The organism is Caulobacter sp. 05T431 (genome assembly GCF_056665975.1).
The window spans coordinates 26187-52792 of the sequence record NZ_JBFTKU010000030.1 but is presented as its reverse complement, the minus strand read 5'-3'; the positions used below and the strand labels follow the sequence as shown (position 1 = coordinate 52792).

The 26606-nt window shown below is 69.2% G+C and carries 24 protein-coding genes and 2 tRNA genes; 10 read left to right on the top strand and 16 right to left on the bottom strand.

The annotated features are described in order from the left end of the window. Positions 1-349 precede the first annotated feature (349 nt). On the top strand, positions 350-601 hold the full coding sequence (locus tag AC1U89_RS22505; RefSeq protein ID WP_479901864.1) for a type II toxin-antitoxin system ParD family antitoxin: 252 nt from the start codon (positions 350-352) through the stop codon (positions 599-601). A gap of 1146 nt (positions 602-1747) precedes the next feature. On the opposite strand, the gene AC1U89_RS22500 is transcribed toward AC1U89_RS22505, so the two are convergent. Beyond that, positions 1748-1823 (bottom strand) — tRNA-Ile (locus AC1U89_RS22500). Between the two features lie 195 nt (positions 1824-2018). On the opposite strand from AC1U89_RS22500, the gene AC1U89_RS22495 reads away from it, so the two are divergent. Continuing rightward, entirely contained in the window at positions 2019-2759 is a 741-nt protein-coding gene (locus tag AC1U89_RS22495; protein WP_479901863.1) for an SIMPL domain-containing protein, read from the top strand. Between the two features lie 179 nt (positions 2760-2938). Here the strand turns inward: AC1U89_RS22495 and AC1U89_RS22490 are convergent, their stop codons facing one another. Next, positions 2939-3409, bottom strand: a complete 471-nt coding sequence (locus AC1U89_RS22490; protein ID WP_479901862.1) for a hypothetical protein — start codon at positions 3407-3409, stop codon at positions 2939-2941. 2 nt (positions 3410-3411) lie between these two features. Next, a complete protein-coding gene (panD, locus tag AC1U89_RS22485) occupies positions 3412-3768 on the bottom strand; it encodes an aspartate 1-decarboxylase (RefSeq protein ID WP_029915369.1) in 357 nt (118 codons plus the stop codon). Between the two features lie 202 nt (positions 3769-3970). Here panD and AC1U89_RS22480 point away from each other — a divergent pair, with 202 nt between their 5' ends. After that, entirely contained in the window at positions 3971-4645 is a 675-nt protein-coding gene (locus AC1U89_RS22480) for a hypothetical protein (RefSeq protein WP_479901861.1), read from the top strand. A gap of 4 nt (positions 4646-4649) precedes the next feature. After that, the gene (locus AC1U89_RS22475) at positions 4650-5552 is read left to right on the top strand and encodes a peptidoglycan DD-metalloendopeptidase family protein (RefSeq protein ID WP_479901860.1); all 903 of its coding nucleotides are present in this window, start codon (positions 4650-4652) and stop codon (positions 5550-5552) included. On the opposite strand, the gene AC1U89_RS22470 is transcribed toward AC1U89_RS22475, so the two are convergent. The 9 genes from AC1U89_RS22470 to glmU form a co-directional block, all read right to left on the bottom strand. Then, complete coding sequence (locus AC1U89_RS22470) at positions 5549-5932, bottom strand: bleomycin resistance protein (protein WP_479901859.1); 384 nt, start codon at positions 5930-5932, stop codon at positions 5549-5551. The genes AC1U89_RS22475 and AC1U89_RS22470 overlap by 4 nt on opposite strands. Further along, positions 5929-6783 carry an alpha/beta hydrolase gene (locus AC1U89_RS22465; protein ID WP_479901858.1) on the bottom strand — a complete coding sequence of 285 codons (855 nt, stop codon included), beginning with the start codon at positions 6781-6783 and terminating at the stop codon, positions 5929-5931. Before AC1U89_RS22465 ends, AC1U89_RS22470 begins: the two co-directional genes overlap by 4 nt. Positions 6784-6813: 30 nt before the next feature. Beyond that, positions 6814-8604 (bottom strand): long-chain-acyl-CoA synthetase, encoded by a 1791-nt coding sequence (locus AC1U89_RS22460; protein ID WP_479901857.1) that lies wholly within the window; start codon positions 8602-8604, stop codon positions 6814-6816. An 85-nt stretch (positions 8605-8689) separates the two neighbouring features. Further along, positions 8690-9595 (bottom strand): aspartyl protease family protein, encoded by a 906-nt coding sequence (locus tag AC1U89_RS22455; protein WP_479901856.1) that lies wholly within the window; start codon positions 9593-9595, stop codon positions 8690-8692. Positions 9596-9668: 73 nt separating this feature from the next. Continuing rightward, a complete protein-coding gene (locus AC1U89_RS22450; protein ID WP_479901855.1) occupies positions 9669-11048 on the bottom strand; it encodes a class II 3-deoxy-7-phosphoheptulonate synthase in 1380 nt (459 codons plus the stop codon). An 84-nt stretch (positions 11049-11132) separates the two neighbouring features. After that, positions 11133-12416, bottom strand: coding sequence for an O-antigen ligase family protein (locus AC1U89_RS22445; protein WP_479901854.1), 1284 nt, complete (start codon positions 12414-12416; stop codon positions 11133-11135). After that, the gene (gene gor / locus AC1U89_RS22440) at positions 12413-13807 is read right to left on the bottom strand and encodes a glutathione-disulfide reductase (RefSeq protein WP_479901853.1); all 1395 of its coding nucleotides are present in this window, start codon (positions 13805-13807) and stop codon (positions 12413-12415) included. The genes AC1U89_RS22445 and gor overlap by 4 nt, the downstream gene beginning before the upstream one ends. 69 nt (positions 13808-13876) lie before the next feature. Continuing rightward, positions 13877-14557 (bottom strand): ribose-5-phosphate isomerase RpiA, encoded by a 681-nt coding sequence (rpiA, locus tag AC1U89_RS22435; protein ID WP_479901852.1) that lies wholly within the window; start codon positions 14555-14557, stop codon positions 13877-13879. Next, the gene (glmU, locus tag AC1U89_RS22430) at positions 14554-15936 is read right to left on the bottom strand and encodes a bifunctional UDP-N-acetylglucosamine diphosphorylase/glucosamine-1-phosphate N-acetyltransferase GlmU (protein WP_479901851.1); all 1383 of its coding nucleotides are present in this window, start codon (positions 15934-15936) and stop codon (positions 14554-14556) included. Before glmU ends, rpiA begins: the two co-directional genes overlap by 4 nt. Before the next feature lie 69 nt (positions 15937-16005). On the opposite strand from glmU, the gene gph reads away from it, so the two are divergent. Beyond that, positions 16006-16737 (top strand): phosphoglycolate phosphatase, encoded by a 732-nt coding sequence (gph, locus tag AC1U89_RS22425; protein WP_479901850.1) that lies wholly within the window; start codon positions 16006-16008, stop codon positions 16735-16737. A 46-nt stretch (positions 16738-16783) separates the two neighbouring features. Next, positions 16784-16858, top strand: a tRNA-Val gene (locus AC1U89_RS22420). 55 nt (positions 16859-16913) lie between these two features. On the opposite strand, the gene AC1U89_RS22415 is transcribed toward AC1U89_RS22420, so the two are convergent. Next, the gene (locus tag AC1U89_RS22415; protein WP_479901849.1) at positions 16914-17243 is read right to left on the bottom strand and encodes a hypothetical protein; all 330 of its coding nucleotides are present in this window, start codon (positions 17241-17243) and stop codon (positions 16914-16916) included. 205 nt (positions 17244-17448) lie between these two features. Between AC1U89_RS22415 and AC1U89_RS22410 the strand changes: the two genes are divergently transcribed. Then, entirely contained in the window at positions 17449-18072 is a 624-nt protein-coding gene (locus AC1U89_RS22410) for a hypothetical protein (RefSeq protein ID WP_479901848.1), read from the top strand. Positions 18073-18076: 4 nt separating this feature from the next. Here the strand turns inward: AC1U89_RS22410 and AC1U89_RS22405 are convergent, their stop codons facing one another. Beyond that, positions 18077-19096: a saccharopine dehydrogenase family protein gene (locus tag AC1U89_RS22405; protein WP_479901847.1), complete on the bottom strand. Its 1020-nt coding sequence runs from the start codon at positions 19094-19096 to the stop codon at positions 18077-18079. Positions 19097-19195: 99 nt separating this feature from the next. Here AC1U89_RS22405 and AC1U89_RS22400 point away from each other — a divergent pair, with 99 nt between their 5' ends. Further along, complete coding sequence (locus AC1U89_RS22400; protein ID WP_479901846.1) at positions 19196-19813, top strand: TetR/AcrR family transcriptional regulator; 618 nt, start codon at positions 19196-19198, stop codon at positions 19811-19813. A gap of 73 nt (positions 19814-19886) precedes the next feature. Further along, positions 19887-22322: a beta-galactosidase GalA gene (gene galA / locus AC1U89_RS22395; protein ID WP_479901845.1), complete on the top strand. Its 2436-nt coding sequence runs from the start codon at positions 19887-19889 to the stop codon at positions 22320-22322. Here galA and AC1U89_RS22390 read toward each other — a convergent pair whose 3' ends face one another. Beyond that, a complete protein-coding gene (locus AC1U89_RS22390) occupies positions 22323-23135 on the bottom strand; it encodes an OmpA family protein (RefSeq protein WP_479901844.1) in 813 nt (270 codons plus the stop codon). Positions 23136-23454: 319 nt separating this feature from the next. Here AC1U89_RS22390 and AC1U89_RS22385 point away from each other — a divergent pair, with 319 nt between their 5' ends. Continuing rightward, positions 23455-25371: a hybrid sensor histidine kinase/response regulator gene (locus AC1U89_RS22385; protein ID WP_479901843.1), complete on the top strand. Its 1917-nt coding sequence runs from the start codon at positions 23455-23457 to the stop codon at positions 25369-25371. Here AC1U89_RS22385 and AC1U89_RS22380 read toward each other — a convergent pair. Beyond that, entirely contained in the window at positions 25368-26606 is a 1239-nt protein-coding gene (locus AC1U89_RS22380) for a pectate lyase family protein (protein ID WP_479901842.1), read from the bottom strand. The two genes, AC1U89_RS22385 and AC1U89_RS22380, sit on opposite strands and share 4 nt — an antisense overlap.

Below are 26606 nucleotides of genomic sequence, written 5' to 3'. Positions count from 1 at the left end.
GAGGCGAACCTGCTCCAACTCCAACCCAGGGCGTCCTTGTGGGACACGACGGACTAAGCCTTCCCGCTCGTCCACCCCTGAAAGCCGTTCGGTCGCCGGCCGACGCCCTTCCCATGCTTTCAGGTGAGATCAGGATACGGCCGTCTGGAAGGGTGAGCATAAGTTTGGTCGAAAAAGTTCAGGGCGTTGAAATCGCTGAACTCTGCTGGCTATCCGCCGAGCACGTAACGCCCTTCCCTCCCCTTGTGGGAGGGTGGCCCAGGGGGACTCAGCGTCGGGTGGGGTTTGCTGGTTCAGCAAAGATTGACAATCTTTGCCAAAGAACCACTCTCTCGAGCAGAGGTGAACCATGGCTACGATGAACGTTTCCCTGCCCGACGCCATGAAGGATTGGGTGGAAAGCCGCGCCGAAACCGGACGCTACAGCAACGCCAGCGACTACGTCCGCGACCTGATCCGCCGCGACCAGGAACGCACCGCCAAGATCGCCGCCATGCAGTGCCTGATCGACGAGGCCGAGGAAAGCGGCGTCAGCCCCAACGGCTTGACCGAAATCCTCGCAACTGCGCGTCGCCGCGCCGGCGTGGACCAAGGGGTGTAGTGGGCTGGATCGCGCCCTACCCTATCGACTTAGGCGAAAGCCAAGACGTCACTAGTGACAGCCCGGAAACGACATCCGAGGCACTGTGTACCGGCTGGACCCTTAAACGCCCCTACGAGCTTCCCTATCTTTCGGGGGACCTCCAAACCCTAAACGTGTCACACGGATGCCAGGAACTAACTTCTGTGGCCTCGTGGACCAGATCACCCTTCAGAGGCCTCCACAGGGCTCTGAAGGTCATTGGTGTTACACGCTCTTCCACTGATCTCCCCGGATGGGCTGAAGCGATCCCCACGCTCTCCAACAAGAGACCTCGGCCCGGCCTATGATCGTTCTCAGCGGAGATCATTTCCGACCGCGCGCCCGGTCCACTCGGTACCGCTTCGCCGCGCACTCCGAGTTTGCACTTTGCAAAGGTTCTGCACGTTCGCTGTAGCGGTACTCGTAACGGTCGTACCCAGTGATGACATGCAGTGTATCGGACGCCGTAACCCCCTTTACATATTCGTTCGCATCTCCGCGCCTTCGATGTAGTATTTTTCATCACACCTCATAGCAGTACCGTACATCGCATCGGACAACGGAACCGCACTGACGACGTTAGCAGCGCAACATCGCACCGCGTAGGTCAAATCTCTGCTCCAAATGGGAACGCAACGGGACATCTATACAGAAGTTATCCACAGGTCATTTCTTAACGAACTTGACGTTGGTTAACGACAGGGCTTATGCAACGTTCATGCTCAGGCATGGCCAATCCAAAGCATTCGGAACGCAGTGTTGAACATACGAAGGCACGTCTCATTAGCGTGCGCCTAGCACTCGCTGTGATTGTCGAGAACTCATTGCAAAAGCACCGGATATATTAAATTATGTCCGGTGCTAATTTACGTTCATACTGTGAATGAAAAAATCTCCCGGATCACTCCGGAGGCCTTTCTCGTGAGCGGCGATCCGAAGGGGTCAGAGTTATTTAGCGAAGGCCGAACACGACAGCGGCGGTGCCGCCGCCGATAATGACCAGCAAGATGCACCGGTCACTTCGTTATCTCCGGCTTCCCAATTTGTAGGCCTTTTGTGGGTACCTACAACGCCCACAACCTTTTGAATAAAGGGCTTCAAGTCCCACAAGGCTCTGAACAAGGGTGGTAGGCCTGGAGGGACTCGAACCCCCAACCAGACCGTTATGAGCGGTCGGCTCTAACCATTGAGCTACAGGCCCCCAAGACCGTCGGGCGGCGCGACGCGCGGCCCCTTCGGGAGGACGGGTCGATTAGCATGGGCTGCACGCGGCTTAAAGGTCCGGTTCAGGTTGAGCCTGTCAGGACTGGGGGCGTCCGTCGCCGGCAGCGCTTGTCGCGGCCGGCGGACGGGATGCTAGGGTCGCGGCGCCGCAGCCGCATGGAGAACGACGACTATGACCGCCCTCACCGCCCGCACGGCCTCGATCGCCCTGGCCGGCGCCCTGCTGACCTCCGCCGCGGCCGTGATGCCCGCCCACGCCGACAGCGCCGACGCCGCCTTCCGCGCCACGACGATGAGCCTGTCGGCCCAGGGCGAGACCAAGGTCACGCCCGACATGGCGACCATCACCCTGGGCGTCCAGACCGACGGCCCCACCGCCGCCGGCGCCCTGTCGGCCAACGCCGCCCAGATGACCAAGGTCGTGACGGCGCTGAAGAAGGCCGGGATCGCCGACCGCGACATCCAGACCTCGAACCTCAACGTCAATCCCCAGTACGTCTACAAGGAGAACCAGCCGCCCAAGCTGACCGGCTACCAGGCCAGCAACCAGGTGACGATCCAGGTGCGCGACCTGGCCAAGCTGGGCCAGACCGTCGACGCCACGGTCAACGCCGGCGCCACCAATGTGGGGGGCATCAGCTTCGGCCTGCAGGACCCCAAGGCGGCCGAGGACGCCGCGCGGCTGGACGCGGTCAAGGCCCTGCAGGCCAAGGCCGACCTCTACGCCCGGGCCACCGGCTACAAGATCGTCCGCCTGGTCAATCTGGGCGAGGGCGGCGGCTACACCCCCGCCCCGCCCATGCCGGTGATGATGCGGGCCAACATGGACAAGGCCGGCTACAGCAGCCCGGTCTCGGCCGGCGAGCTGAACGTGCAGGTCAGCGTCTCGGCGACGTACGAGCTGGCGAAGTAACACTTCACGATCCCTCTCCCCTTGCGGGAGAGGGTGGCCTCCGAAGGCGGTCGGGTGAGGGGTTGAAGAACGACAAAGCCGCGCCCGGTCGAAGGACCGGACGCGGCTTTTGCTTTTGAGAGACCCCTCATCCGTCGGCTATCGCCGACACCCTCTCCCGCAAGGGGAGAAGGAAAGGATCAGAGCCCCGCCTTGGCGAAGGCCTCTTCCACCCGCTCCTGCACCTCGCGGCCCGGCAGGGCGCGTTCGCCTTCCATGACGGCGACGTACGACAGGCCGTGGTCCGACTTGCCCGCGCCGACCGGCACCGGGCCCATGGCCCAGCCGACGGTGTTGACGCCCGGGCCCGAGGGGCAGCTGGCGAAGCGGGCGGGCTTGCCGACCGCGCCTTCCAGCACGGTCTGGGCCGTGGTGCTGGTCCCGCCGCAGGTGGGCAGGTTGCGGGCGCAGGTGATGTAGCCGCCGCCGGTCCAGACCACCTTGCCGGCCTTGTTGGCCAGCAGCACGCAGGTGTTGGGCCCGCCGATGGCGCGGCCGACGGCTTCCGACAGCCGCTGCTCGTCGACGCCCTGCGGCAGCTTGGGCGAACAGGCGGCGAGCAGGAGCCCCGCCGCGATCAGGACCCCAAAGGTCTTGGCGGGCGTCTTCATGCTCAGGCGGCCTTCTTAATGCGGTTGCCGTCTTCCAGCAGCACCACGGTGGGGGCGTAGTTGCGGGCTTCCTCCGCCGGCATCTGGCAATAGGTGACGACGATCACCGTGTCGTTCTTCTGCACCAGGCGAGCGGCCGCGCCGTTGACGCCGATGACCTTGGAGCCGCGCGGCGCCTCGATGGCGTAGGTGGTGAAACGGGCGCCGGTGGTGATGTTCAGCACGTCGACCTGCTCGTTGGGCAGGATGCCCGAGGCGTCCAGCAGGTCGCGATCGATGGCGATCGAGCCTTCGTAGTCGAGGTCGGCCTGAGTGACGGTGGCCCGGTGAAGCTTGGCCTTCATCATCGTCAGCAGCATGGCGGAATAACCCTATCCATTTGATTTATTATGGGATTCTTTGGGCCGCCACACACATGACCCGTGATCAGTCCCGGCCATATAGACAGGAAGCGCGCCCCGTTCAATCGCACTGCCGCAACGCGCCCGCCGCGAACAAAGGTTAACAGCGACGCTTGGGCGCCGTATGGTCCGGATAACGGCGTGATGCGAGGGGGCTCTCATGCGACTGGTGACAGGCTTGGTGCTGGGCGGGATCGTGGCCGCCGGCGCGTTGGGGGCGGCGCTGTCCCAGACGCGGATCGACCCGGCGACCGGGGCGCAGGTCCCCGGCGCGGCGCCGACCACCGCTCCCACGGCGGCGCCGGCGGCGATACGTCCCGGCATCGCCGTCCTGAACCGCGCCCCGCCGCGCGGCGGCCAGGTCGACTGGAAGGCCGCGATCGGCGGCCTGCGCCAGAGCGGCGGCGGCAATCCCGCGCCCAACCTCAACCAGGCCGCCGTCGACATGACGCGCGTGCCGATCCTGCTGCCCACCGACGGCGACCTGACGGCCGGGGCGCGGATCTATTCGTTCGGCGACTACTACACGATCACCGCCGACGCGCCGGGCGCGGGCGTGTCGCTGACAGGCACGACCGCCGTGGTCCCCCTGCCCGCCGCGACACCGCTGAAGGTGACCCCGATGGGTCCGGAAGGCGCCACCTCGCAGCGCACGGTGGACGGCCAGCTGATCAGCTTCGTCCGCTACGGCGTGCTCTACACGGTCGAGGTGCGGTGCGATGCGCCCACCGACCCGCGCTGCGCCGACGACAACTACGCCCGCGGCCTGGCCGCCAAGACCACCGCCGTGGTGATGGGCGCCGCCGCCCGCGCCGCCGCCGGCCTGGGGGGCTAGGACCATGCGCAAGCTGCTCATCCTTTCCCCTTTGGTGCTGGCGCTGGTCTTGGGCGCCTGCGACGACACCACCAAGCCCGCGCCCGCTCCGCCCGGCGGCGAGGTCAAGACGCCCGCCTCGCCCGAGCCCGGCCCGCCCACGCCCGACGACCAGCCGTCCGACGGCGGGGCCGAGCAGCCGTCCAGCGAGCCGATCCCGCCCGCGCCCGGTCCGCCGTCCCAGCCCCCGACGCCGCCGGCTCCCTCGCCCGCGACCTTCAACCACGACGCCCCGGGCGTGATCCCGGCCGGCCAGGGCCACGGCTATCTGGACCGCACGGTGTGGTCGCCCAACATGTGCTGGCCGCTGCAGGACGACGCCTTCGCCAATTCCCAGGTCTACGGCCACGGCGGCGGCATGGGTCCGGCGGGCACCAGCCAGTGCGACGCGGTCAACTACAGCCTGCCCTGGCACGACACCTTCTGCGAGGCCCGTTCGCGCGACAATCCGCTGTGCGCCGGCGGCGGCACGGGCCACCAGGGCCAGGACATTCGCCCGGCCGCCTGCAAGAAGAACCAGTACTGGGCGGTGGCCGCCGAAAAGGGCGTGATCACCGACATCGGCAGCTACACGGTCACCCTGACCTCATCGGCCGCCCCGCACCGGGTCTATCGCTACCTGCACATGCAGATGGCGGCCCTGGCGGTGCACGAGGGCGACACGGTGGTGGCCGGCCAGAAGCTGGGCAAGGTCAGCAACGACTTCGGCGGCACGCCCACCACCATCCACCTGCACTTCGAGCTGCGGGCGGGGGTGGCGGGCACGACCACCGACGGCAAGGCCGTGGTCCTGCACACCTTCCTGCCGCCCTACATGAGCCTGGCCGAGGCCTATCAGCGCAAGCTGAACGGGGGGAACTGCTCCTAGCCGGCGGTTCCGGCGAACAGGATCAGGTTGCCGTCCGGGTCGCGCACGATGAAGGTGCGCGCGCCCCAAGGCTCGGTCCGCAAGACTTGGTGGAACGGCGCGCCCGCCGCCTGGAAGGTGCGGAACAGCGGCTCGGGGTCGTCCAGCGTCAGGGTCGCCGACAGGGCGTCGGGTTCGCGCACGCGGAAGCCGGCGTCGAACACCGGGCCCTCGACCCGGCGCAAGTTCAGCCGGGCCCCGCCCCGGACGACCTGGGCGTAGAACGGCGGGTCGCCGTGCGAGAAGGCCAGGTCGAACCCCAGGACCTCGACATAGAACCGGCATGCCGTGTCCAGATCGGCGACGAACAGCTGCGGCTCGGCGGCGGTAATCACGGTCATGGCGTCTCTCCTGTCCGCGCCTTCAGGAACCCCGCCATCTCCGCCAGCACCGGCGCCTTGCGCCTGAACGGCCGCGACAGGGCCAGCATCGGGCCGGCATGGGCCAGGCCGGCGTAGCAGCGCTCCTCGACGACCACCCCGGCCTCGCGCAGGGCGGCGGCCAGGCGGCGGGTGTTGCGCGGGCGGACCAGGGTGTCGTCCTCGCCGGTCGCCAGGAAGGCCGGCGGGCTGTCGGGACGGACGTGGGCGCCGGGCTGGGTGGCCGCCAGGTCGTCGGCGCCGCCGAAGGTCCGCTGGGTGACGGGCTTGTCCAGCGGCAGGAAGGCGTAGGGCCCCGACAGGCCGGCGAAGGCCCGCACCCCCTTGGGATCGACGCCCGCCGCCGTCAGGTAGCGGTCGTCCAGGGCCAGCATGGCGGCGTTGTAGGCCCCGGCCGAGTGGCCGGCCAGCACGAGGCGGTCCGGGTCGCCGCCCAGGGCGCGGGCGTGGTCGACGGCCCAGCGCACGGCCAGGGCGCCGTCCTCCAGGAAGCCCGGATAGACCGCCTCCGGATGCAGGCGGTAGTCCGGGACCAGAGCCAGGAAACCCTGGGCCGCCAGGGCCCGCCCGGCCCAGCCGTAGTCCCGCCGGTTCCCCGCGTCCCACGAGCCGCCGTAGAAGAACACCAGCACCGGCCACGGCCCCTCGCCCCGCGCCGGGGCGTAGGCGTCGAGCTTCAGGCGTGGAAGCGGGCCGAAGGCGGCGTTCGCGGCGACGCGGCGAGCCGGGTCCTTGGGGATCACCGCGCCGAACAGGGCCACCGGCGCCAGGTTGCGGCGGACCCAGGCGGCCAGGGCGGCTTGGCGCTGCATCGATCCGACCATCCGCGCCCCCAGGGTCGCCTAGAGCTTGTAGCCGCCGGCCAGGATCTTGGCGTGGACCGCCTTGGTCAGCTTGATGTAGCCCTTGCTGGGGTCGCGGAAGTACAACGGGTCCTTGGTGTTGGCCGGGTCGAAACCGTCCTTCACCAGGTCGATCTTGCGGTACTTGAAGGTGCCCGTCGTCTCGATCTCGGGCTGCAGGCGCACGAAGATCGGCCGGGCGTAGACGGGCAGCTCGCGGTCGACATATTCGGCCAGGGCCGCGATCTCGAACTCGGGGCCCACGACCAGGGCGGCCATGCCCGCCTTGCCGTCCAGGTCGCCCACCGGCACGCCGTAGACGTTGACCTCCTTGACGCCCGGCACCGCCGACAGGCGCTCGGACACCTCGCTGGTGGCGACGTTCTCGCCCTTCCAGCGGAAGGTGTCGCCGATGCGGTCGACGAAATAGAGGTAGCCGTCGCTGTCGCTGCGCATCAGGTCGCCGGTGCGGAACCAGGCGTCGCCCTTGTCGAAGACGTCGTGCAGGATCTTCTTCTCGGTGGCGGCCTTGTCGGCGTAGCCAGTGAAGTTCGAGCGGGCGTCGCTGGCGATGTGGCCGATGCACTCGCCGATCTCGCCGGGCGCGGCCTCGATGCAGCAGCCGTTCGGGCCGCGCACCGGGGTCTCGGTCTCGACGTCGAACTTGACGATGCGGATGTTGAACTTCTTGCGCAGATAGCCGGGGACGCGGCCGATGGCCCCGCGCCGGCCGTCGAAGTTGAACAGCGAGACGTTGCCCTCGGTCGCGCCGTAGAACTCCAGCACCCCGCCCACCTTGAAGCGGTCCAGCATCACGTCCCAGACGTCGGGGCGCAGGCCGTTGCCGAAGATCAGGCGGATCTTATGGGCGTGCTCGTTGGGCGTCTCGGGGTGGTTGGCCAGGTAGCGGCACAGCTCGCCGATATAGACGAACATGGTGCAGTTGTTGGCGACCACGTCGTCCCAGAAGGCCGTGACCGAGAACTTCTTGCGCAGCACCACAGCCCCGCCGTTCAGCAGGGCCGCGCCCATGGCGCAGAGGCCGCCGGTGGCGTGGTAGAGCGGCAGGGTGACGTAGATGCGGTCGGTGGCGCGGGCGTCGGTCGAACCCGCGAAGCCGCGCATATAGAGCTGGGCCCGCATGTGGGTGATGCGCGCGGCCTTGGGCATGCCGGTCGTGCCGCTGGTGAAGATGTAGAGCGCGGTGTCCTTGGCGGTCAGGCCGTTGCGGGCCGTCAGGCGGTCGGGCCGCAGCTGGCTGCAGCTCTTCAGGGCGTTGGCCAGGTCGCGCTGGTCGCCGGTGGCCGGGCCCAGCACCCACTGCTGGACGTGGCGGCCCAGCGAGGCCTTCACCTGCTCGAAGCAGGGCGAGGTTTCGGGATCGACGATGCAGTGCAGGGCCTGGGAGATGTTCAGGCAGTGGGCCAGGGCGGGGCCGGTCAGCTGGTTGTTGATCAGGGCGGTGGCCACCCCGACCTTCGACAGCCCGTACCAGATCGCCAGGTATTCCAGGCGGTTGGGCATGAACAGCGCCACGGTCTGGCCGCGCGTGATCCCCTGCCCCTTGGCCCAGTGGGCATAGCGGTTGGCGATGGCGTCCAGCTCGGCGTAGGTGACCGACTTGCCCTCGAAGACGATAGCCTGGCTGTCGCGCCACTTGTCGACCGCCGCCTCGAGATCGTCGCAGATCAGGTTCGGGCTTTCCGGCGCGATGGATTTCACGCGTTTGAGCGTGCGCGAGAGTCCCTTCAGGAACTTCAACTCGCGTTTCAACCTGGCCGGCAAACTCATCGACGCACTCCGTTCAAACAACCATTGGAGAGCGCTGAGCGGCGGGTCAAGACATGGCGGCGTCCAAGAACGCCGGTTGGCGCGTCTAGGCCGACGGCAGGCTGAAGTGCACCTGGCCGCGCATGAAATCCAGGGCCACCGACTCGAAGGCGTTGAGCACGTCGATTCCGATCAGGATCGCCGGCCGGTCCGAGAGGCCCCAATAGTCGAACGTATGCACCGGACCGAACACGACCGGCAGGTTGCGCAGATTGATCTTGCCCAGGCTGACGGTCTTCAGGGCGGCCAGCCGGCCGGCCATGGTCTGGCCGGTCAGGCTCTGCAGCTCGATGTCGGCCCACTCGCTGCTGACGGCGCGTCGGCGCACGGCCTGGCGCATCAGGGCCATGTTGCCGACCGTGGTGGTCGAGCCGGTGTCGAGGAAGGCCAGGGTCAAGGCGCCGGACACCGAGGCCTCGATCAGGTGCAGACCGCTGCGCGTGGCCCGGACCGGCACCGACACGGTCGATTCGTCGGTGCGCGGCGCGACAGGACCCAGCCGCATCTCCTCGCGGGCGAAGTCGAGCACCAGGCCCTGGGCGCCCAGCCAGTCCAGCCCCAGGATGCCCGGCGCCTGGATGAACCGTCCCGGCAGGACCGAAAGGGTCAGCCCCTTGCGCACCCGCCGGCCCACCGCGATCGAGGCCGCGGTCACGGTCGACACGCGCTCGGCCCCCGCTATGCCGTGCAGGTTGACGGGCTCGCCGGCCGGCAGGTCCAGCAGGGCCGCCAGCTCGTCGGAGATCACCGAGGCGTTGGCGCCGGTGTCGACCAGGAAGGGATAGGGGCCCCGGTCGTTGATCCGGACCTGCACCGTCAGACGGCGCACATAGCCCAGCGGCGAGGTCTTGTCCGCCTGCGGAGGATCGGGGAGCGAACGGGCCAGGACCGGCGACGCGGTCATGGCCAGCAGGCCGGCCAAGGCGCGCCGGCGAATGATGGGACTGTCCACGGGACCAGCCTCCTTCCAGAGGAAGGAGGCTATACCTGCGCCGGGGTCTTCACCAGCGTTTCGAAGACCGGCGTTATCCGGTGGCGAGACGGCGCTGGTCGTCGCGGGCGGACTTCAGCTTCTCGGCCACCAGGAACGCCAGTTCCAGGGCCTGTTCGCCGTTCAGGCGCGGATCGCAATGGGTGTGGTAGCGGTCGGCCAGGTCGCCTTCCGACACCGCCCGCGCGCCGCCCAGGCACTCGGTGACGTTCTGGCCGGTCATCTCCAGGTGCACGCCGCCAGGGTGGACGCCTTCGGCGTTGGCGATCTCGACGAACGACTTCACCTCCGAGAGGATGCGGTCGAACGGCCGGGTCTTGTAGCCGGTCGAGGCCTTCAGCGTGTTGCCGTGCATCGGGTCGGTGGCCCAGACCACCGAACGGCCGGCGCTCTTGGTGGCCCTCATCAGGCGCGGCAGGCGGTCGGCGATCTTGTCGGAGCCGAAACGGCCGTACAGGGTCAGGCGGCCCGGCTCGTTGTTCGGGTTCAGCACGTCGATCAGGCGCAGCAGGTCGTCGCCTTCCATGGTCGGACCGCACTTCAGGCCGATGGGGTTCTTCACGCCGCGCATGAACTCGATGTGGGCGCCGTCCAACTGGCGGGTGCGCTCGCCGATCCACAGCAGGTGGGCGCTGGTGTCGTACCAGTCGCCCGAGGTGCTATCGACGCGGGTCATGGCTTCCTCGAAGCCCAGCAGCAAGGCCTCGTGGCTGGTGAAGAACTCCACGCGGCGCAGGTCGGGCTGGGTCTCCGGCGTGACGCCGACCGCCGACATGAAGGTCAGGGCCTCGGAGATCTTCTCCGACAGTTCGCGATAGCGCGCGCCCTGCGGGCTGTCGCCCACGAAGCCCAGCGTCCAGCGGTGGATGTTGTAGAGGTCGGCGTAGCCGCCGCTGGCGAAGGCGCGCAGCAGGTTCAGGGTCGCGGCCGACTGGCCGTAGGCGCGCAGCAGGCGGTCCGGATCGGGCACGCGGTCCTGGGCCGTGAACTCCATGCCGTTGATGTTGTCGCCCCGGTAGGACGGCAGGGTGACGTCGCCGATCGTCTCGATCGGCTCCGAACGCGGCTTGGCGAACTGGCCGGCGATGCGGCCGACCTTCACCACCGGCTTGCCGCCGGCGAAGGTCAGCACAACCGCCATCTGCAGGATCAGGCGGAAGGTGTCGCGGATGTTGTCGGCGTGGAATTCCTTGAAGCTCTCGGCGCAGTCGCCGCCCTGCAGCAGGAAGGCGCGGCCCTCGGCCACGTCGCCCAGCAGGGTCTTCAGGCGGCGCGCCTCACCGGCGAAGACCAGCGGCGGCATCTGGCGAAGGGTCTGCTCCACGCGCTCGACCGCGCCCGCGTCCGGATAGTCGGTCGGGACGTGTTTCGCGGGCATGCCTCTCCACGACGACGGGGTCCAGCGGCTGGTCATGACGGTCTCGAACTTCTCAAAAGGGAGCGGCTTTTATCGCAGCCGCTCCAGAAAGGCAAAATCATTGCGACAAAGAGAGGAAAATCACCCCAACGGGGTAAGTTCATCCAAGTTGGTCTCCCGCCCCTCGCCCATCGCGCGGGCCAGGCCGCAGGCGATCACGGTCAGGGCGCCCAGGGCCAGCCACCACTCCTGCCAGACCCCAAAGCTGAGACCGCCGATCACCAGGTAGCTGACCAGGGCGCCGGCGGCCATCGCCGCCTCGGCCCGCGACCGCTCGCTGAGCCGCACCACGCCGTAGGCCAGCCAGCAGAAGAACACGCCCGCCAGCGCCGCGCCGATCGCCCCCAGCTCCAGCCACACCTGGAGCTGGGCGTTGTGGGTGTGCAACGGGATGGCCGGGCCGAAGGTCCGGCTGGCGTCCAGCCCCCAGCCCCGGAACGGGTGGTTCTGGATATGGTCGGCCGCGAAGGTCCAGATGTTGAGGCGCATGTCCCACGAGGCCGGCACCATCTTGTGCAGCCAGGCGATGAAGCCCGTCTCGACCGCGATCAGCACCGCCAGGGGGGCGAGCACGAAGGGGGCCGCCACCAGCCCGACCAGCACCTTGGCCCCGTTGCGCCCKACCAGATAGACCATCGCCCAGATCGCCGCGCCCGCGCCCAGGGCCACGAGACAGGCGTCCGAACTGCAGATCTTGGAGGTGACCACGGTGGCCAGCACCAGCAGGCCGATCAGGCCGCGACGCGAGAGGCGCGACAGGATCAGCGCCGCCGGCCAGAACAGCAGCGCCAGGACGTAGGTCGACAGCGAGACCTTGACCATCGCCAGGTCCGGCCGGATCGCCTCGCCGGTCATGGCGTGCAGTTTCTGGTAGATCGCCGCGCCGCTCAGCGAGTCCAGCGCCGCCACCACGGCCAACGCCACCATGCCGTAGGCCAGCACCGTCGCCGCGCGCCGCGCGCCGGCGTCCGCCAGGCCGCGCAGCCCCACCACGGCCGCCCCGTAGGTCGCCACCTGCAGGAACAGCTTCATGGCCGTCAGGGTCTCAAGGTCGCCGTAGCCCTTGAGCTTGGACACGTCGATCGCCGCCGGACTCCAGCTCAGGCTGATCGCCGCCCAGGCGGCCAGGGCCACCAGGATCAGCAGCGGCGGCGCGGCGGCGCGGGTCAGTCGAATGCCCGGCAGGACCAGCAGGCCGGTCAGGGCCAGCAACGGCGCGAAGCCCAGCGGCGCGATATAGGCCAGCAGCGGCGTCATCACCGTCAGGAACAGCGCCACGCCGTTCAGCCAGGGCGTGCGTCGGGCCGAGGCGTCCGTCGGGGCGTCCCCAGGGCGGTTCGGCGCGAGCGAGGGGATGGCGATCATACGGTCCCCATCTCCGACGGCATGTACTTCTCGCGCATCGTCACCAGTTCCTCGGCCAGGGTCGGGTGCACTGCGCAGGTGGAATCCCACTGCTGCTTGGTCACGCCCATCTTCACGGCGATGGCGGCCATCTGGATGATCTCGGGCGAGTCCGGTCCCACCACGTGCACCCCGACGATGCGCTGGTCGTCCTGCTTGACCACAAGCTTCATCAGACAGCGATCCTGCCCGCCGTAGAAGGTGACCTTCATCGGACGGAAGACGGCGCGGTAGATGTCGACCTTGCCGAAGGTCTGGCGGGCCTCGGCCTCGCTCATGCCCACGGCGCCGACCGGCGGCTGCGAGAACACCGCCGAGGCCACCATCTCGTGATCGAAGCTGGTGGGGTTGTCGTAGAACTCGGTCTGGGCGAAGGCCGCGCCCTCGCGGATCGCCACCGGCGTCAGGTTGATCCGATCGGTGACGTCGCCCACCGCCCAGATGTTGTCGACATTGGTCTTGGAATGCTCGTCGACGACGATCGCGCCGCGGTCGTTGAGCTGGACCCCGACCTTCTCCAGGCCCAGGCCCGCCACATAGGGATCGCGGCCGGTGGCGAACATCACCACGTCGGTCTCGAAGGTCAGCTCGTTGTTGAAGGTGCTGACCAGGCCGGCGTCGGTCTTCTCCAGCTTCTCGTGCGAGCAGCCCAGCACCACCTTGATTCCGCGCTTCTCGAGCTCCTCGGCCAGGTGCGAGCGCACGTCGTCGTCGAAGCCGCGCAGGATGTTGGCGCCGCGGTAGCAGAGCGTGGTTTCCACGCCCAGGCCGTTGAAGATGCTGGCGAACTCGACGGCGATATAGCCGCCGCCCACCACCATCACCCGCTTGGGCAGTTCCGGCAGGTGGAAGGCCTCGTCCGAGGTGATGCCCAGTTCCGCGCCCGGGAAGTCCGGCTTCCACGGCCGGCCGCCGGTGGCGATCAGGATCTTGCGGGCCGTGTAGCGCCCGGCGTCCTTGCTGCCCTGTTTCGGCAGGACCTCGACGGTGTGCTTGTCGATGATATGGGCGCGGCCGTGCAGCAGGTGGGCGCCGGCCTTCTGCAGGTTGGTGACGTAGATGCCAGACAGCCGGGCGATCTCGACGTCCTTGTCGTGCAGGAAGCCCTTCCAGTCGAAGCGGGCCTCGGGGATCGTCCAGCCGTAGCCCTTGGCCGTCTTCAGCTGGGCCTTCACCTCGCTGGCGTAGACCATGAACTTCTTGGGCACGCAGCCGCGGATCACGCAGGTGCCGCCCACGCGGTATTCCTCGGCCACGGCCACCTTGGCGCCGCTCATGGCGGCCAGGCGCGCGGCGCGCACGCCGCCCGAGCCGGCGCCGATGACGAAGAGGTCGAAGTCGTACTCAGCCATCGCGGCGCTCCGGAATCACGTGAGGCGGGCTCGGCTCGGCCATGAGCCCGAAAGAGGGCGGATATGGGTCTAGGGGACCAGCTTGACCACCCCTTGGTCGGTCCCCAGCAGCGCTTCGTCGGCCAGGTCCAGGAACAGGCCGTGGTCGACGACGCCGGTCACGGTCTTCAGGGCGGCCGCCAGGGCGGCCGGCTCGGCGATCACGCCGGACGGCAGGTCGTAGATCACGTTGCCGCCGTCGGTGACCACCACGCCCCGCTCGGCCATGCGCAGGCGCGGCGGCAGCAGGTCGAACTCGGCGGCGATGTCGGCCAGGCGATGGCCGGTGTGGACGTGGCCGAAGCGCACGACCTCGATCGGCAGCGGGAACTTGCCCAGATGGTCGACCTTCTTGGCCGCGTCGGCGATGACCACGCAGCGCTTGGACGCTTCCCAGACCAGCTTCTCGCGCAGCAGGGCCGCGCCGCCGCCCTTGATCAACGACAGGCCGGGTCCGACCTCGTCGGCGCCGTCCACAGTGAGGTCGATGGACTTGACGTCGTCCAGGGCCGTCAGCGGAATGCCCAGGTCACGGGCCAGGTTGGCGGTGGCTTCGGAGGTCGGCACGCCGCGGATGTCCAGCTTGCGCGCGGCCAGGGCCTTGACGAACCAGGCCGCCGTCGAGCCGGTGCCCAGGCCCACCACCATGCCGGCCTCGACCAGCTGGGCCGCGGCCTCGCCCGAAATCCGCTTCTGATCGTCGGCGCTCATTTGCTGTCCTTCTTGGCCTTCTTGGCGGCCTTCATGGTCCGGAACTTGGTGGCCCAGCCCGGCTTGTCGCTCTGCGGCGCGCGGCTCAGGGCCAGGGCGCCGTCCTCGACGTCCTGGGTGATCACCGAGCCCGAGCCGGTCATCGCCCCGTCGCCCACCCGCACCGGCGCCACCAGGGCGGTGTTGGAGCCGATGAAGGCGTTCGCGCCGACATGGGTCTCGAACTTGTCGAAGCCGTCGTAGTTACAGAAGATCGTGCCGGCCCCGATATTGGCCTTTGGGCCAATCGAACCGTCGCCCAGATAGGACAKGTGGTTGGCCTTGGCGCCGGCCCCGACCTTGACCTTCTTGACCTCGACGAAGTTGCCGATGTGGGCGTCCGCACCGATCTCGGCCCCGGGGCGCAGGCGGGCKTAGGGACCGATCAGGGCCCCCTCGCCCACGGCCGCGCCCTCCAGGTGGCAGAAGGCCTTGATCACCGCGCCCGAGGCGACGCTGACGCCGGGGCCGAACACCACGAACGGCTCCACCGTCACGCCCGCGGCCAGTTTGGTGTCCCAGCTCAGGTGGACCGTCTCGGGCGCCGGCATGGTCACGCCCTCGACCAGGAAGGCCGTCCGTCGCGCGGCCTGCCAGACGGCTTCCGCGGCCGCCAGCTCGGCCTGGGAGTTGACGCCCTGCACCGCGGACTCCGGCGCGAAGGCGGCGCGGGTCGACAGCGCGCGGTCGTGCGCCAGGCCGACGACGTCGGTCAGGTAGTATTCCTGGTTGGCGTTGTCGTTGCCGACATTGGCCAGCAGGTCGAACAGCAGGGCGCGGTCGGCGGCCAGGACGCCGGAATTGCAGTGCTTGACCTGCTTGACGGTGTCGTCGGCGTCCTTGGCCTCGACGATGCGCAACAGCACGTGGCCGGGGGCCAGGATCAGCCGGCCGTAGGCGCCGGGATGGGCGGCCTCGAAGCCCAGCACCGCCACGTCCGCGCCCTTCGCGCGCAGATCGAACAGGGGCTGGATGACGGGCGCGCTCAGCAGCGGGCAGTCGGCGAAGGTGACCACTACGTCGCCGTCGAAGTCGGCCAGGGCGTCGCGGGCGGCCAGCACGGCGTGGCCGGTGCCCTGGGGCGGGTCCTGCAGCACGGTCGCGCCCTCGCCCAGGCGCTTCCTGGCATGTTCGCCGACCTGCGGGCTGTGGGCGCCGACCACCACGACGATGCGCTCGCAGTTCAGGGCCTGGGCGGTGTCGATGGCGTGGTCCAGCAGGGTCCGGGCGCCGATCCGGTGCAGCACCTTGGGCGTGGGCGACTTCATCCGCGTGCCCTGGCCGGCGGCCAGGATGACGGCCGCCCTCGGGCGAGCCGGCGAAGAAACGGGGTTGGTCATGGGCGAAGCGACTCCCGAAGCACGGACCAAAGTTGCATTAGCCGCGCGTTTAGCCGAAAGGCCAGAGCCATGCATGCCCAGAACGACATTCTGACGACCGACATCCTGAACGGCGCGACCATCGCCTTCGACCTCGACGGCACCCTGGTCGACACCGCGCCCGATCTGGTGGCCTCGCTGAACATCATCCTCGCCGAGGAGGGCCTGCCGCCCCTGCCGTTCGACGACGTGCGCAAGATGGTCGGCCGCGGGGCCAAGGCCCTGCTGGAGCGCGGCTTCGCGGCCGCCGGCGCGCCGCTGGACGCCGATCAGGCCCCCAAGCTGGTCGAGCGCTTCATCGCCCTCTATCTGGGCCGCATCGCCCACGAGAGTGCGCCCTTCCCCGGCGTGGTCGACACCCTGGTCGCCCTGCGCGCGGCCGGCGCCAAGCTGGCGGTCTGCACCAACAAGCTGACCCACCTGTCGGTGGCCCTGCTCGACGCCCTGGACCTGACTCGATATTTCGACGCCGTGGTCGGCGCCGACAGCGCCCCGGCCGCCAAGCCCGATCCGCGCCACGTGCTGGCGACGATCGCGGCGGTCGGCGGCGATCCGGCCCGCGCCGTGATGGTCGGCGACAGCATCAACGACGCCCTGGCCGCCAAGGCCGCCAAGGTCCCGACCGTGCTGGTGACGTTCGGCTACACCGAGGCGCCGGTCGAGACCCTGGGCGGAGATCTGTTGATAGACGCCTTCTCCGACACGCCTTCGGCCTGTATCCGGCTTTTGACCTCTTGCGCCCCCGAAAGCGCCGGGCTATAGGCCCCCTCCTCTCGCGGCGGGGTCTTCACCGACCTCCCCACACGGCGGATGCGTAGCTCAGCGGGAGAGCACCTCGTTCACACCGAGGGGGTMACAGGTTCAATCCCTGTCGCATCCACCATTTTCCCCTTCCCAGCCAGATCGACGCCCCCAACGGGATCGCGCCGCCTTGCGCGTCAGGCGCCGGTCTCGTCCACGACGATGGCGACCGTCTTGCCGCGCGACAGCGGGTCCCAGCCCGCGGCGATGGCCGAGCCGATGGCGTTGGCGATGAGCGTCGGCGCGATCCGCGACGGCTTCAGCAGCGGCGCGCCGTAGCGGGGCTGGGGACCGGGCGGGAACTCCACCAGGGCTTCGCGCTTGCCTTCCAGGTGGCGCACGACGATGGCCATGCCGTGCCGCTCGGCGGCCTCGCTGGACCAGCCGGGCTGGCGATGGAGACGCCAGACATAGGGCTCTCCGTCGACCACGATCTCGAATTCAGGGCTCTGTTTGGTTCGCGACATCGGACGGTGTTAACCCGCCCAGCCCGCTTCAGCCAGCCCACGGCGGCATGGGACCAATTCAACCTTTGAGCGCTACCGGCGCTTGCTCGCCCTTTGGTCTTGTGAATCACCGATTTCGAGCGTTCTCTAGCGCCAAGCTTGGAGGACCGAGACGTCCCGGATCTCGAGCCCATGCCGGACCGCCGTCCCACAGCAGAGGTAAGACATGACGATCTTTCCGACCCGCCGCGTCCTGACCGCTTCKACCTTCGCCGCCGCCGCCCTCCTGACCGCGACGGCCTGCACCCCCAGCAAACCCGCGCCCGGGCCCGCGCCCGGCGAAGGCATCACCAAGGAAGAGGTGGCGGCCGCCGAGAAGGCGTGGGGCGACGCCCTGGTGAGCATCTCCCTGGCCTACGACACCGGCGGCATCGAAAAGGCCAAGCCGCTGGCCCGCACGGTGATCGACACGGCCTACGGCTACAATCTGGGCCCGGTGCTGTTCAAGCCGACCCTGACCCAGGACCCCCAGACCTTCCGCCTGACCAAGGAAGGCGCCCTGGCCTATTTCGTCGGCGACGATCCCAACTTCCCGAAGGACACCGGCTTCGCGCTCAAGCACTGGCGCGACGTGAAGGTCGAAGACGTCGGCCTGCAGATCAACGGCAGCGTCGCCAACACCATGGGCAAGGTCACCTTCACCGACAACAAGGGCTGCTTCATCACGGTCGACAAGACCTGGGTCTTCAAGAAGGACGAGAAGAACCTAGTGCGGATCATCGTGCACCATTCATCCCTGCAGGTTCCGGAGACGGGCGCGTTGACCTGCCCCAAGTCCGAGAAGGGCTAAGCCCTCAGGTCACGCTGAACGCGTCCAGGGGCAGCGCCCGCAGATAGTCGGCGGCGTCGAAGACCTGGCCGGGCGCCACGGCCCCTGCCGCCTCGACGCCGCCCGCCAGCAGGCGCTCGACCGCTTCGCAGACCAGGGGCGCGGTGAAGCCGTAGATGTCGCGGCCGACCGCCGTCGCCCGCCGGGTCTCGCCGGCGCGCGATACGATCGCATCGACCGCGAATCTCTGGGCCGACAGGCCGCGGTCATCGACGGCGGCGGGCGGCGGAGTCGCCGAATCCCGCACGTCCCTCAGGGCCGTCTCGCTGAGGAAGGTGTCGAGCTTGGCGACCTTCAGGTGCCGGGCGATGACCACCACCTCGGAGAACGGGACTCCGACCATGGCCTGCCGCCCCAACGGCTCGGGAAAGGTCCAGTCCGTGCGCGGCGCGGGGTTGGGCAGCGGCGCCGGCCGGCCGTCGACGATCACCTGGCGCGGGGCGGTGTTGCGCGCGCCCGTCACCCGCGTGCCCTCGGTCGGCCACCAGCGGTCGATGCCGATGCCGATCCGGACCTCGTCGGCCTGCGCCCAGTCGCCCAGGGCAGCCGTGACCAGCAGGTCCGCGAACCCGCCGTAGAAGGCCATGGCCGGCAGGGCGACCAGTCCCGCGGCGCGGAACGGCGCGTCGAACCGGTCATAAACCGCCTGGGCGCTGGGCTGCTCGGCCGAGACGTCCAGATAGTGCGCCCCCGCCCGCAGCGCCGCCGACGCCACCGCCTCGGCGGTGTCCAGGAACGGTCCCGCGCAGTTGATCACCGCCGCAACGCCCGCGAAGGCCCGGTCCAGGGCGGCGTGGTCGTCGACGCTCGCCGCGCGAATCTCCGCCTTCCCGCCCGGGAAAGCCGCCTCCAGCGCCTCGGCGCGGCGTCCCACCGCCACGGGCGTCAGGCCCCGCCGCCGCAGCTCGTCGACCACGAACCGCCCCGTGTGCCCGGCGGCGCCGAACACGGCCACACGCCCCTTGGAACGGTCAAATCTCGTCATCGCCAAACTCGCTACAGACCTGTCTGTTCGTAACAGCTACATACAGGTCTGTAGCGCGTCAACCCACCCCGTGCTAAGCATCGGGAAAGAGGTGTTGCGATGACGCAGGAAACCGGACGCGCGGCGTCCCCAGACAAGACGGGCGCCGGCAAACCCGACGGCGGCGAGGTGCGCGAACGCATCCTCGATACGGCTTCAGGCCTGTTCTATCGGGAAGGCGTCCGGGCGGTCGGGGTCGACCTGGTGGTCGCGGCGGCCGGCGTGGCCAAGACCAGCCTCTACCGCCACTTCCGGACCAAGGACGACCTGATCGCCGCGTTCCTCAAGCGCGAGGACGAGGACTTCTGGCGGGTCTGGGGCGAGGTGGCGGACCAGCATGCCGACGATCCGGCGGGCGAGCTGGACGCCCACATGGCGTGGATCGCCGAGCGGGTCGCCCGGCCCCACTATCGCGGCTGCCCGCAGCTGAACGTCGCCGCCGAGTTCCCCCAGGCCGACCACCCCGCCCGCCTGGTKGCCACGGCGCACAAGACCGAGCTTCGCGAGCGGCTGTTGGGCATCGCCCGGACGCTGGGCGTCGCCCGCCCCGAGGCCCTGGCCGGACAACTGGCGGTCCTGATCAACGGGGCCTTCGTCAGCGGACCGATCCTGTCGGCGTCCGAGGCGAAGGACCTGTTGCAGGGGGCCGCCCGGGCGCTGGTCGCGGCGGCGCGCTGAAACCCTAGTTTTCTCCCTTTCCGCCCGCTCTATTGTCGTACAAATAAAGCAACAACGACAAAGGGAGACGGGAATGCGCCGACGGGACCTGCTGACGCTCGGCGCGATGGCGATGGCCTCGCCCGCCCTGGCCCAATCGAAACCCGTCCGGGGCGAGACCCGGCCCGCCGCTCCGCCGTCGAGCGCGCCGGAGCCGGGCGGCCGCGAGACGATCCTGCTGGACGCCGACTGGCGCTTCCATCGCGGCGACATCCCCTTCCCCAAGGTGCGCGGCGACAGCCCGACCTATGACAGCACCAAGGCGGGGGCGGCGCGCGGCGCGGCGGCGATCAAGTACGACGACAGCGCCTGGCGCGGGCTGGACCTGCCCCACGACTTCGTCGTCGAGGGCCCCTTCGATCCCGACGAGAACCCGGCCCAGGGCTACCGCCCCAAGGGCGTGGCCTGGTACCGCAAGACCCTGACCCTGGACCCGGCCGATCGCGGCAAGCATCTGGAGCTGGTCTTCGAGGGCGTGGCGGTGAACGCCACCGTCTGGGTCAACGGCGACGTCGTGGCCCACAGCTACAGCGCCTACAGCGCCATCACCGTCGACCTGACCGCCATCGCCCACTACGGCGACACGCCCAACGTCATCGCCGTGCGGGTGGACGCCGACCCGATCGAAGGCTGGTGGTACGAGGGCGGCGGCCTGTACCGCCACGTCTGGCTGACCAAGCGCCCGCCCGTCCACCTGGTCGCCGACGGCGTCTACGCCCATCCGCGCAGACGCGAGGACGGCCGCTGGGTCGTGCCCGTCGAGGCCACGCTCGGCAGCATCGCCGACACGGCCAAGACGGCGACCGTGGAAGTCACCCTGCTCGATCCGGAAGGCCGAGCGATCGCCCACGCCCAGGCCTCGGGATCGGTCGCGCCGCTGGACACCGCCGTCCTGCGCGCCGAGCTGGCCGTCGAGGCGCCGCGCCTGTGGTCTGTGGACGATCCGGCGCTCCACCACGTCCGCACCCGCGTGCTCGTCGACGGCCAGCCCGCCGATGAGCTGGTCACGCCCGCCGGGTTCCGCACCCAGCGCTTCGACGCCGACAAGGGTTTCTTCCTCAACGACAAGCCGCTGAAGATCCAGGGCGTCTGCATCCACCAGGACCATGCGGGCCTGGGCGTGGCCCTGCCCGACTCGATCATCGAGTTCCGGCTGCGGCGGCTGAAGGAACTGGGCTGCAACGCCATCCGCAGCTCGCACAACGCCCCGACCAAGGCCCTGCTCGACGCCGCCGACCGGATGGGCTTCCTCGTGATGGACGAGAACCGGATCTTCAACGCCAGTCCCGACTACGCGCGGCTGCTGTCGTGGCTGGTGCGGCGCGACCGCAACCATCCCAGCGTGATCCTGTGGTCGGTGTTCAACGAAGAACCGCTGCAGGGGACCGAGGCCGGCTACCAGCTGGTCCGGCGCATGGCCAAGATCGTCAAGGACCTGGACGACACCCGTCCGGTGACGGCGGCGATCAGCGGCGGGATGTTCAACCCCGTCAACGTCACCCAGGCCGTCGACGTGGTCGGCTTCAACTACCAGATCAAGGACTACGACCGCTTCCACGCGGCCCACCCCACCCTGCCGCTGACCAGCTCGGAAGACACCTCGGCGATCATGACGCGCGGCGAGTGGGCCACCGACATGAAGCGCAACCTGCTGGCCGCCTATGACGACGAGTTCCGCCCCTGGGGCGCCACCCATCGCGCGGCCTGGAAGGCGATCGCCGAGCGGCCGTTCCTGGCGGGCGCCTTCGTCTGGACGGGCTTCGACTATCGCGGCGAACCCCAGCCCTTCACCTGGCCGACGGCCAGCTCGTCGTTCGGGATCATGGACCTGTGCGGCTTCGAGAAGACCGCCTTCTACATCCACCAGTCGCAATGGGTGCATGACCGCCCGGTGCTGCACCTGGTCCCGCACTGGAACTGGGCCGGACGCGAGGGCCAGCCGATCAAGGTGATGGCCTTCACCAACTGCGATGCGGTGGAGCTGCGCCTGAACGGCAAGCTGGTCTCGCGCCAGAACAACGACCTCTATGAGGGCGTGACCTGGCAGGTCCCCTACGCCCCGGGCCGGCTGGAGGCGATCGGCGTGACGGGCGGCAAGGTCGTGGCCCGGGCGGCGGTCGAGACCACGGGCGCGCCCATGGCCCTGCGCCTGACGCCGGACCGCGCCAGCCTGGCGGGCGACGGCCGCGACGCCGCGCCGATCCGGGTCGAGGCCGTCGACGCCAAGGGCCGCCCCGTGCCGACGGCGCAGGACGCGGTGCGGTTCACGATCGAGGGCGGGCGGATCATCGGCCTGGGCAACGGCGACGCCAACAGCCACGAGCCGGAACAGGGCGACCGTCGCAGTCTCTACAACGGCCTGGCCCAGGTGATCGTCCAGGCCCGCAAGGGCGGATCCGGAAACGTCCTCGCCGTCACCGCCCAGGCGCAGGGCCTGAAGCCGGCGACGGCTCGGATCACCGTGACCTGATCAGTTGGAGGCCGGCACGCTGGCCTTGCTGACCAGGATCGTCACGCTGACGCGACGGGCTTCGGCCGCGTTCTTCGGCGGGTCGGGATCCTGGGCGACGGGGTTTTCGCCGAGGGCGGCCGACGGGACGAAGTAGACCGGCAGGACGCCGCAGCTTTCGGTCAGGTACTCCTTCACGGCGACCGCGCGGCGGGCGCTCAGGCGCTTGTTGGCGGCGGCGTTGCCGGTCGGATCGGCGCGGCCCACCACCGCCAGGCGGTAGCCGGCCTTGATCGTCTTGGCCTTGGCCGCGATGTCCTGCAGGTCCTGCTTGCCCTGGGCCGAGAGCGTGGCGCTGCCCACCTCGAAGAACACCTTGGTGCGGCCCGCCGCCACCAGGTTGCCGATGTTGTTCAGCCGTTCTTCCTGCTCGGCGATCGCCTGCTTGTTGGCGGCGACGCCCTCTTCGGTCTGATTGATCCCGGCCGCGATCTGCTGGGCGGTCTTCAGGTCGGATTTCTTGAAGGTGACCGATTGGGCGACCAGGCCGGTGTCGGTCGGTATGCCCCTGAACTCGATGGCCAGGCCGCGGATCAGGTCCGACGGCGAGCCGCTCTCACGCTGCAGCACGCCCGCGCCGGCGGTGGCCGTGATCTTGGTCTCCGGCGTCAGGGTGAGGGTCTGTTGTTCAGAGCCGATCTTGACCCCCAGGGTGTTGTCGGTGTGCGACGTGATGATGCCCTTGTAGACCGTGGCCTCCTGGGCGAATGAGAGTCCAGGCAGGGCCATCAGCACCGCCCCGAACATAGCGACCACCGCTTTGCGGATATCCATGTTGCGCGTTCTCCATTACCCGCGCTCCGGCCCCCCGGTGCGGCGGCGTCGTAGCGGCGCAGGCTCGTTCAGGTGGTAGCGCGGCAGAAACTCGCGCGACATCCGTTGGACACCTGAGCTCGGCCTCGGACATCCCCCGAGTCGATGGTGGGTTCGTCCGTCGATTTTGCCGGATCGCGCGGCCCGGTTGCTTGCGCCGGCCAAGCGCGCGATGTTGCCCGCTCGATGATACCGTCGCCTTGCGGAACCTCGTCGGAACAGTCGGGTTCCACCTCAGCACAGCGCCCCAGGTATGTCTGAATTAATGCTCTCTCGTMGTTTGACGGACCTCGCCCAAGCCGAGCGCTTCCAGCTGCTGCTCGGGGCGGTGAAGGACTACGCGATCTACCTGCTCGACGCCGAGGGACACGTCGCCACCTGGAACACCGGCGCCCAGCTGTTCAAGGGCTACACCGCCGACGAGATCATCGGCCGGCATTTCTCGACCTTCTACACCGAGGAGGATCGCGCGGCGGGCCTGCCCGAGCGCGCCCTGCGGACCGCCGCGGAGCACGGCCGCTTCGAGGCCGAGGGCTGGCGCGTACGCAAGGACGGCACGGGCTTCTGGGCGCACGTGGTGATCGACCCGGTCATCGAGAACGGCGAGCTGATCGGCTACGCCAAGATCACCCGCGACGTCTCCGACCGGCGCGCCGCCGACCTGGCCCTGAGGGACAGCGAACGGCGCTTCCAGATCCTGGTCCAGGGCGTCCACGACTACGCCATCTACATGCTCGATCCGGAGGGCGTGGTCACCAACTGGAACGCCGGGGCGCAGGCGATCAAGGGCTATGCCGCCGACGAGATCGTCGGCCGCCACTTCTCGCTGTTCTACACCCCCGAGGACCGCGAGGCGGGCGCGCCGGCCAGGGCCCTGGCCACGGCGTTGCGCGAGGGCAAGTTCTCGGGCGAGGCCCAGCGCGTGCGCAAGGACGGCGAGCGGTTCTGGGCCAGCGTGGTGATCGACCCGATCCACGACGAGACCGGCCGCCTGCTGGGCTTCGCCAAGGTAACCCGCGACATCACCGAGCGCCGCCGGACCGAGGAAGAGCTGGAGCAGTCGCGCGAGGCCCTGGTCCAGGCCCAGAAGATGGAGGCCATCGGCCGGCTGACCGGCGGCGTCGCCCACGACTTCAACAACCTGCTGACGGTGATCCGCGCCTCGGCCGACTTCCTGCGCCGGCCCGGCCTGGCCGAGGACAAGCGCGCCCGCTATGTCGAGGCGATCGCCGAGACCGCCGAGCGCGCCGCCACCCTGACCGGCCAGCTGCTGGCCTTCGCCCGCCGCCAGCCCCTGCAGCCCGAGGTCTTCGACGTCTGCGCGCGCCTGCAGGGTCTGCTCCGGATCATCGGCAGCACGATCGGCTCGTCGGTGACCATCGAGATCGACCTGCCCGAGACCGAGCACGTAGTCGAGGCCGACCCCAGCCAGTTCGACACCGCGGTCCTCAACATGGTCATCAACGCCCGGGACGCCATGCCGCGCGGCGGCACGATCCGGATCGGCGCCCGGATGGTCGACGGAGTCCCCGCGGTGCGCGGCCACGCCCCGGCCCTGGGCGCTTTCGTCGCGGTCGACATCGCCGACGACGGCATGGGCATGTCGCCCGAGACGCTGAAGAAGATCTTCGAGCCGTTCTTCACCACCAAGCCGGTCGACAAGGGCACGGGCCTGGGCCTCAGCCAGGTCTACGGCTTCGCCAAGCAGTCGCGGGGCGAGATCGACGTCGAGAGCCGGCTGGACCTCGGCACGACCTTCACCCTCTACCTGCCCAGCGCGGTCGGTCGCGCCCTGACCGGCCCCGCCCCCGATTCCGCCCTGGTCGACCTGGCCACGGTCGCCCGCCGCCAGATCCTGCTGGTCGAGGACAACGAGGGCGTCGGCCGGTTCGCCGCCGGCCTGCTGAAGGAACTGGGCCAGACGGTGACCTGGGTGGGCGACGGCCAGGCCGCGCTCAAGCAGCTGACCAACAACCGCGACGCCTTCGACCTGGTGTTCTCCGACGTGGTCATGCCCGGCATGAGCGGGATCGAGCTGGCCCAGCAGATCCAGCAGCGGTGGCCCGACCTGCAGGTGGTGCTGACCAGCGGCTACAGCCACGTCATCGCCGAGCAGGGATCTCAAGGCTTCCCGCTGGTGCGCAAGCCGTATTCGATCGACGGCCTGCTGGCGATCCTGGGGTCGCGGTCGACCTAGATCGGATAGCCCCCGACGTCCTTCTCGTCGTCGATCACACGGCCGGTCCCCGCGCGCACCTCCGCGACGATGCGGCGGTCGACGGCGTCGCGGTCCCAGGGCCGGGCGCCGGCGTTGGCCAGGACCTTGGCCTCGACCTTGCGGGCGTCGATGGCCTGGAAGCCCTCCGGCCACACCGGCGGCTTGTCCAGCGGCCGGATCTTCGCCAACGGCTCGGCGGGGATCACGCGGCTGGCCGGCATCGGACGGCCGTCGGCGTAGGCGGCCAGGTTGTCGTGGGCGTAGAGGTCCAGGTCCCCCTGCCCCTCCACGATCAGGAACGGCAGCCGCAGGTCGGTCGAGGCGCCGCCCTTGACCACATTGCCCACCAGGGCCAGCCGCCCGTTTCGCCAGGCGTGACCCTTGCACTCCTCGGCGTTTAGCGCGTAGTGCATGGCCCGCGTGCCCGGGTCGTAGATCAGGTTGTTGGCCRACACCGCCTCGACGCCGCCCTTGAACAGCTGGTTGCGCTCGCGGTTGTGGGCGTAGAGGTTGCCGACGATCAGCACCTGCGTGGCGTTGTCGTGGATCAGGCTGCCCTTGGAGTGCTCGCCCTTGACGTGGCTGGCGTTCGACAGGCCCTCGGCGACGATGTTGTTGCTGAAGGTGATGCGGTGCGAGGTCCCTTCCTGCCAGCCCTTGGGGTCCTCGCCGCCGGTGAAGCGCGGGCCCGAGGCCGACAGGTTCTCGTCGGTGGCCCAGCTGATCGAGCAGTGGTCCACGATCACGTCGTGGGCCTTCCAGCAGGTGATGCCGTCCACCTCCCAGCCGCTCCGCGCCGCCGCCCCGTCGCGGCCGGCGCGCACGCGCAGGTGACGGACGATGACGTCGTGGGTCTCGATGGCCAGGTCGCCCTTGATCAGGGTGACGCCCGGCGACGGCGCGGTCTCGCCGGCGATGGTCAGGAAGGGCTCGACGACCTTGAGGTTGCGGCGGCCCAGGTCGATCACCCCRGCCACGTCGAAGACCACGGTGCGCGGACCCTTGGCGGTGACGGCGGCGCGGAACGAGCCCGGGCCGTCGCCGGCCAGGGTGGTGACCCGGATCACGGTCCCGCCGTCGCCGCCGGGCGTCTTGGCCGCCCAGCCCAGGCGCTCGAACATCGGGGGCTGGGTCGCCGCGGCCAGGGCGCCAAAGGCAGGAAGCGCCAGGGCGCTTCCCATCAGCATCGCGCGGCGGGTCATGGCTTGGGTCAT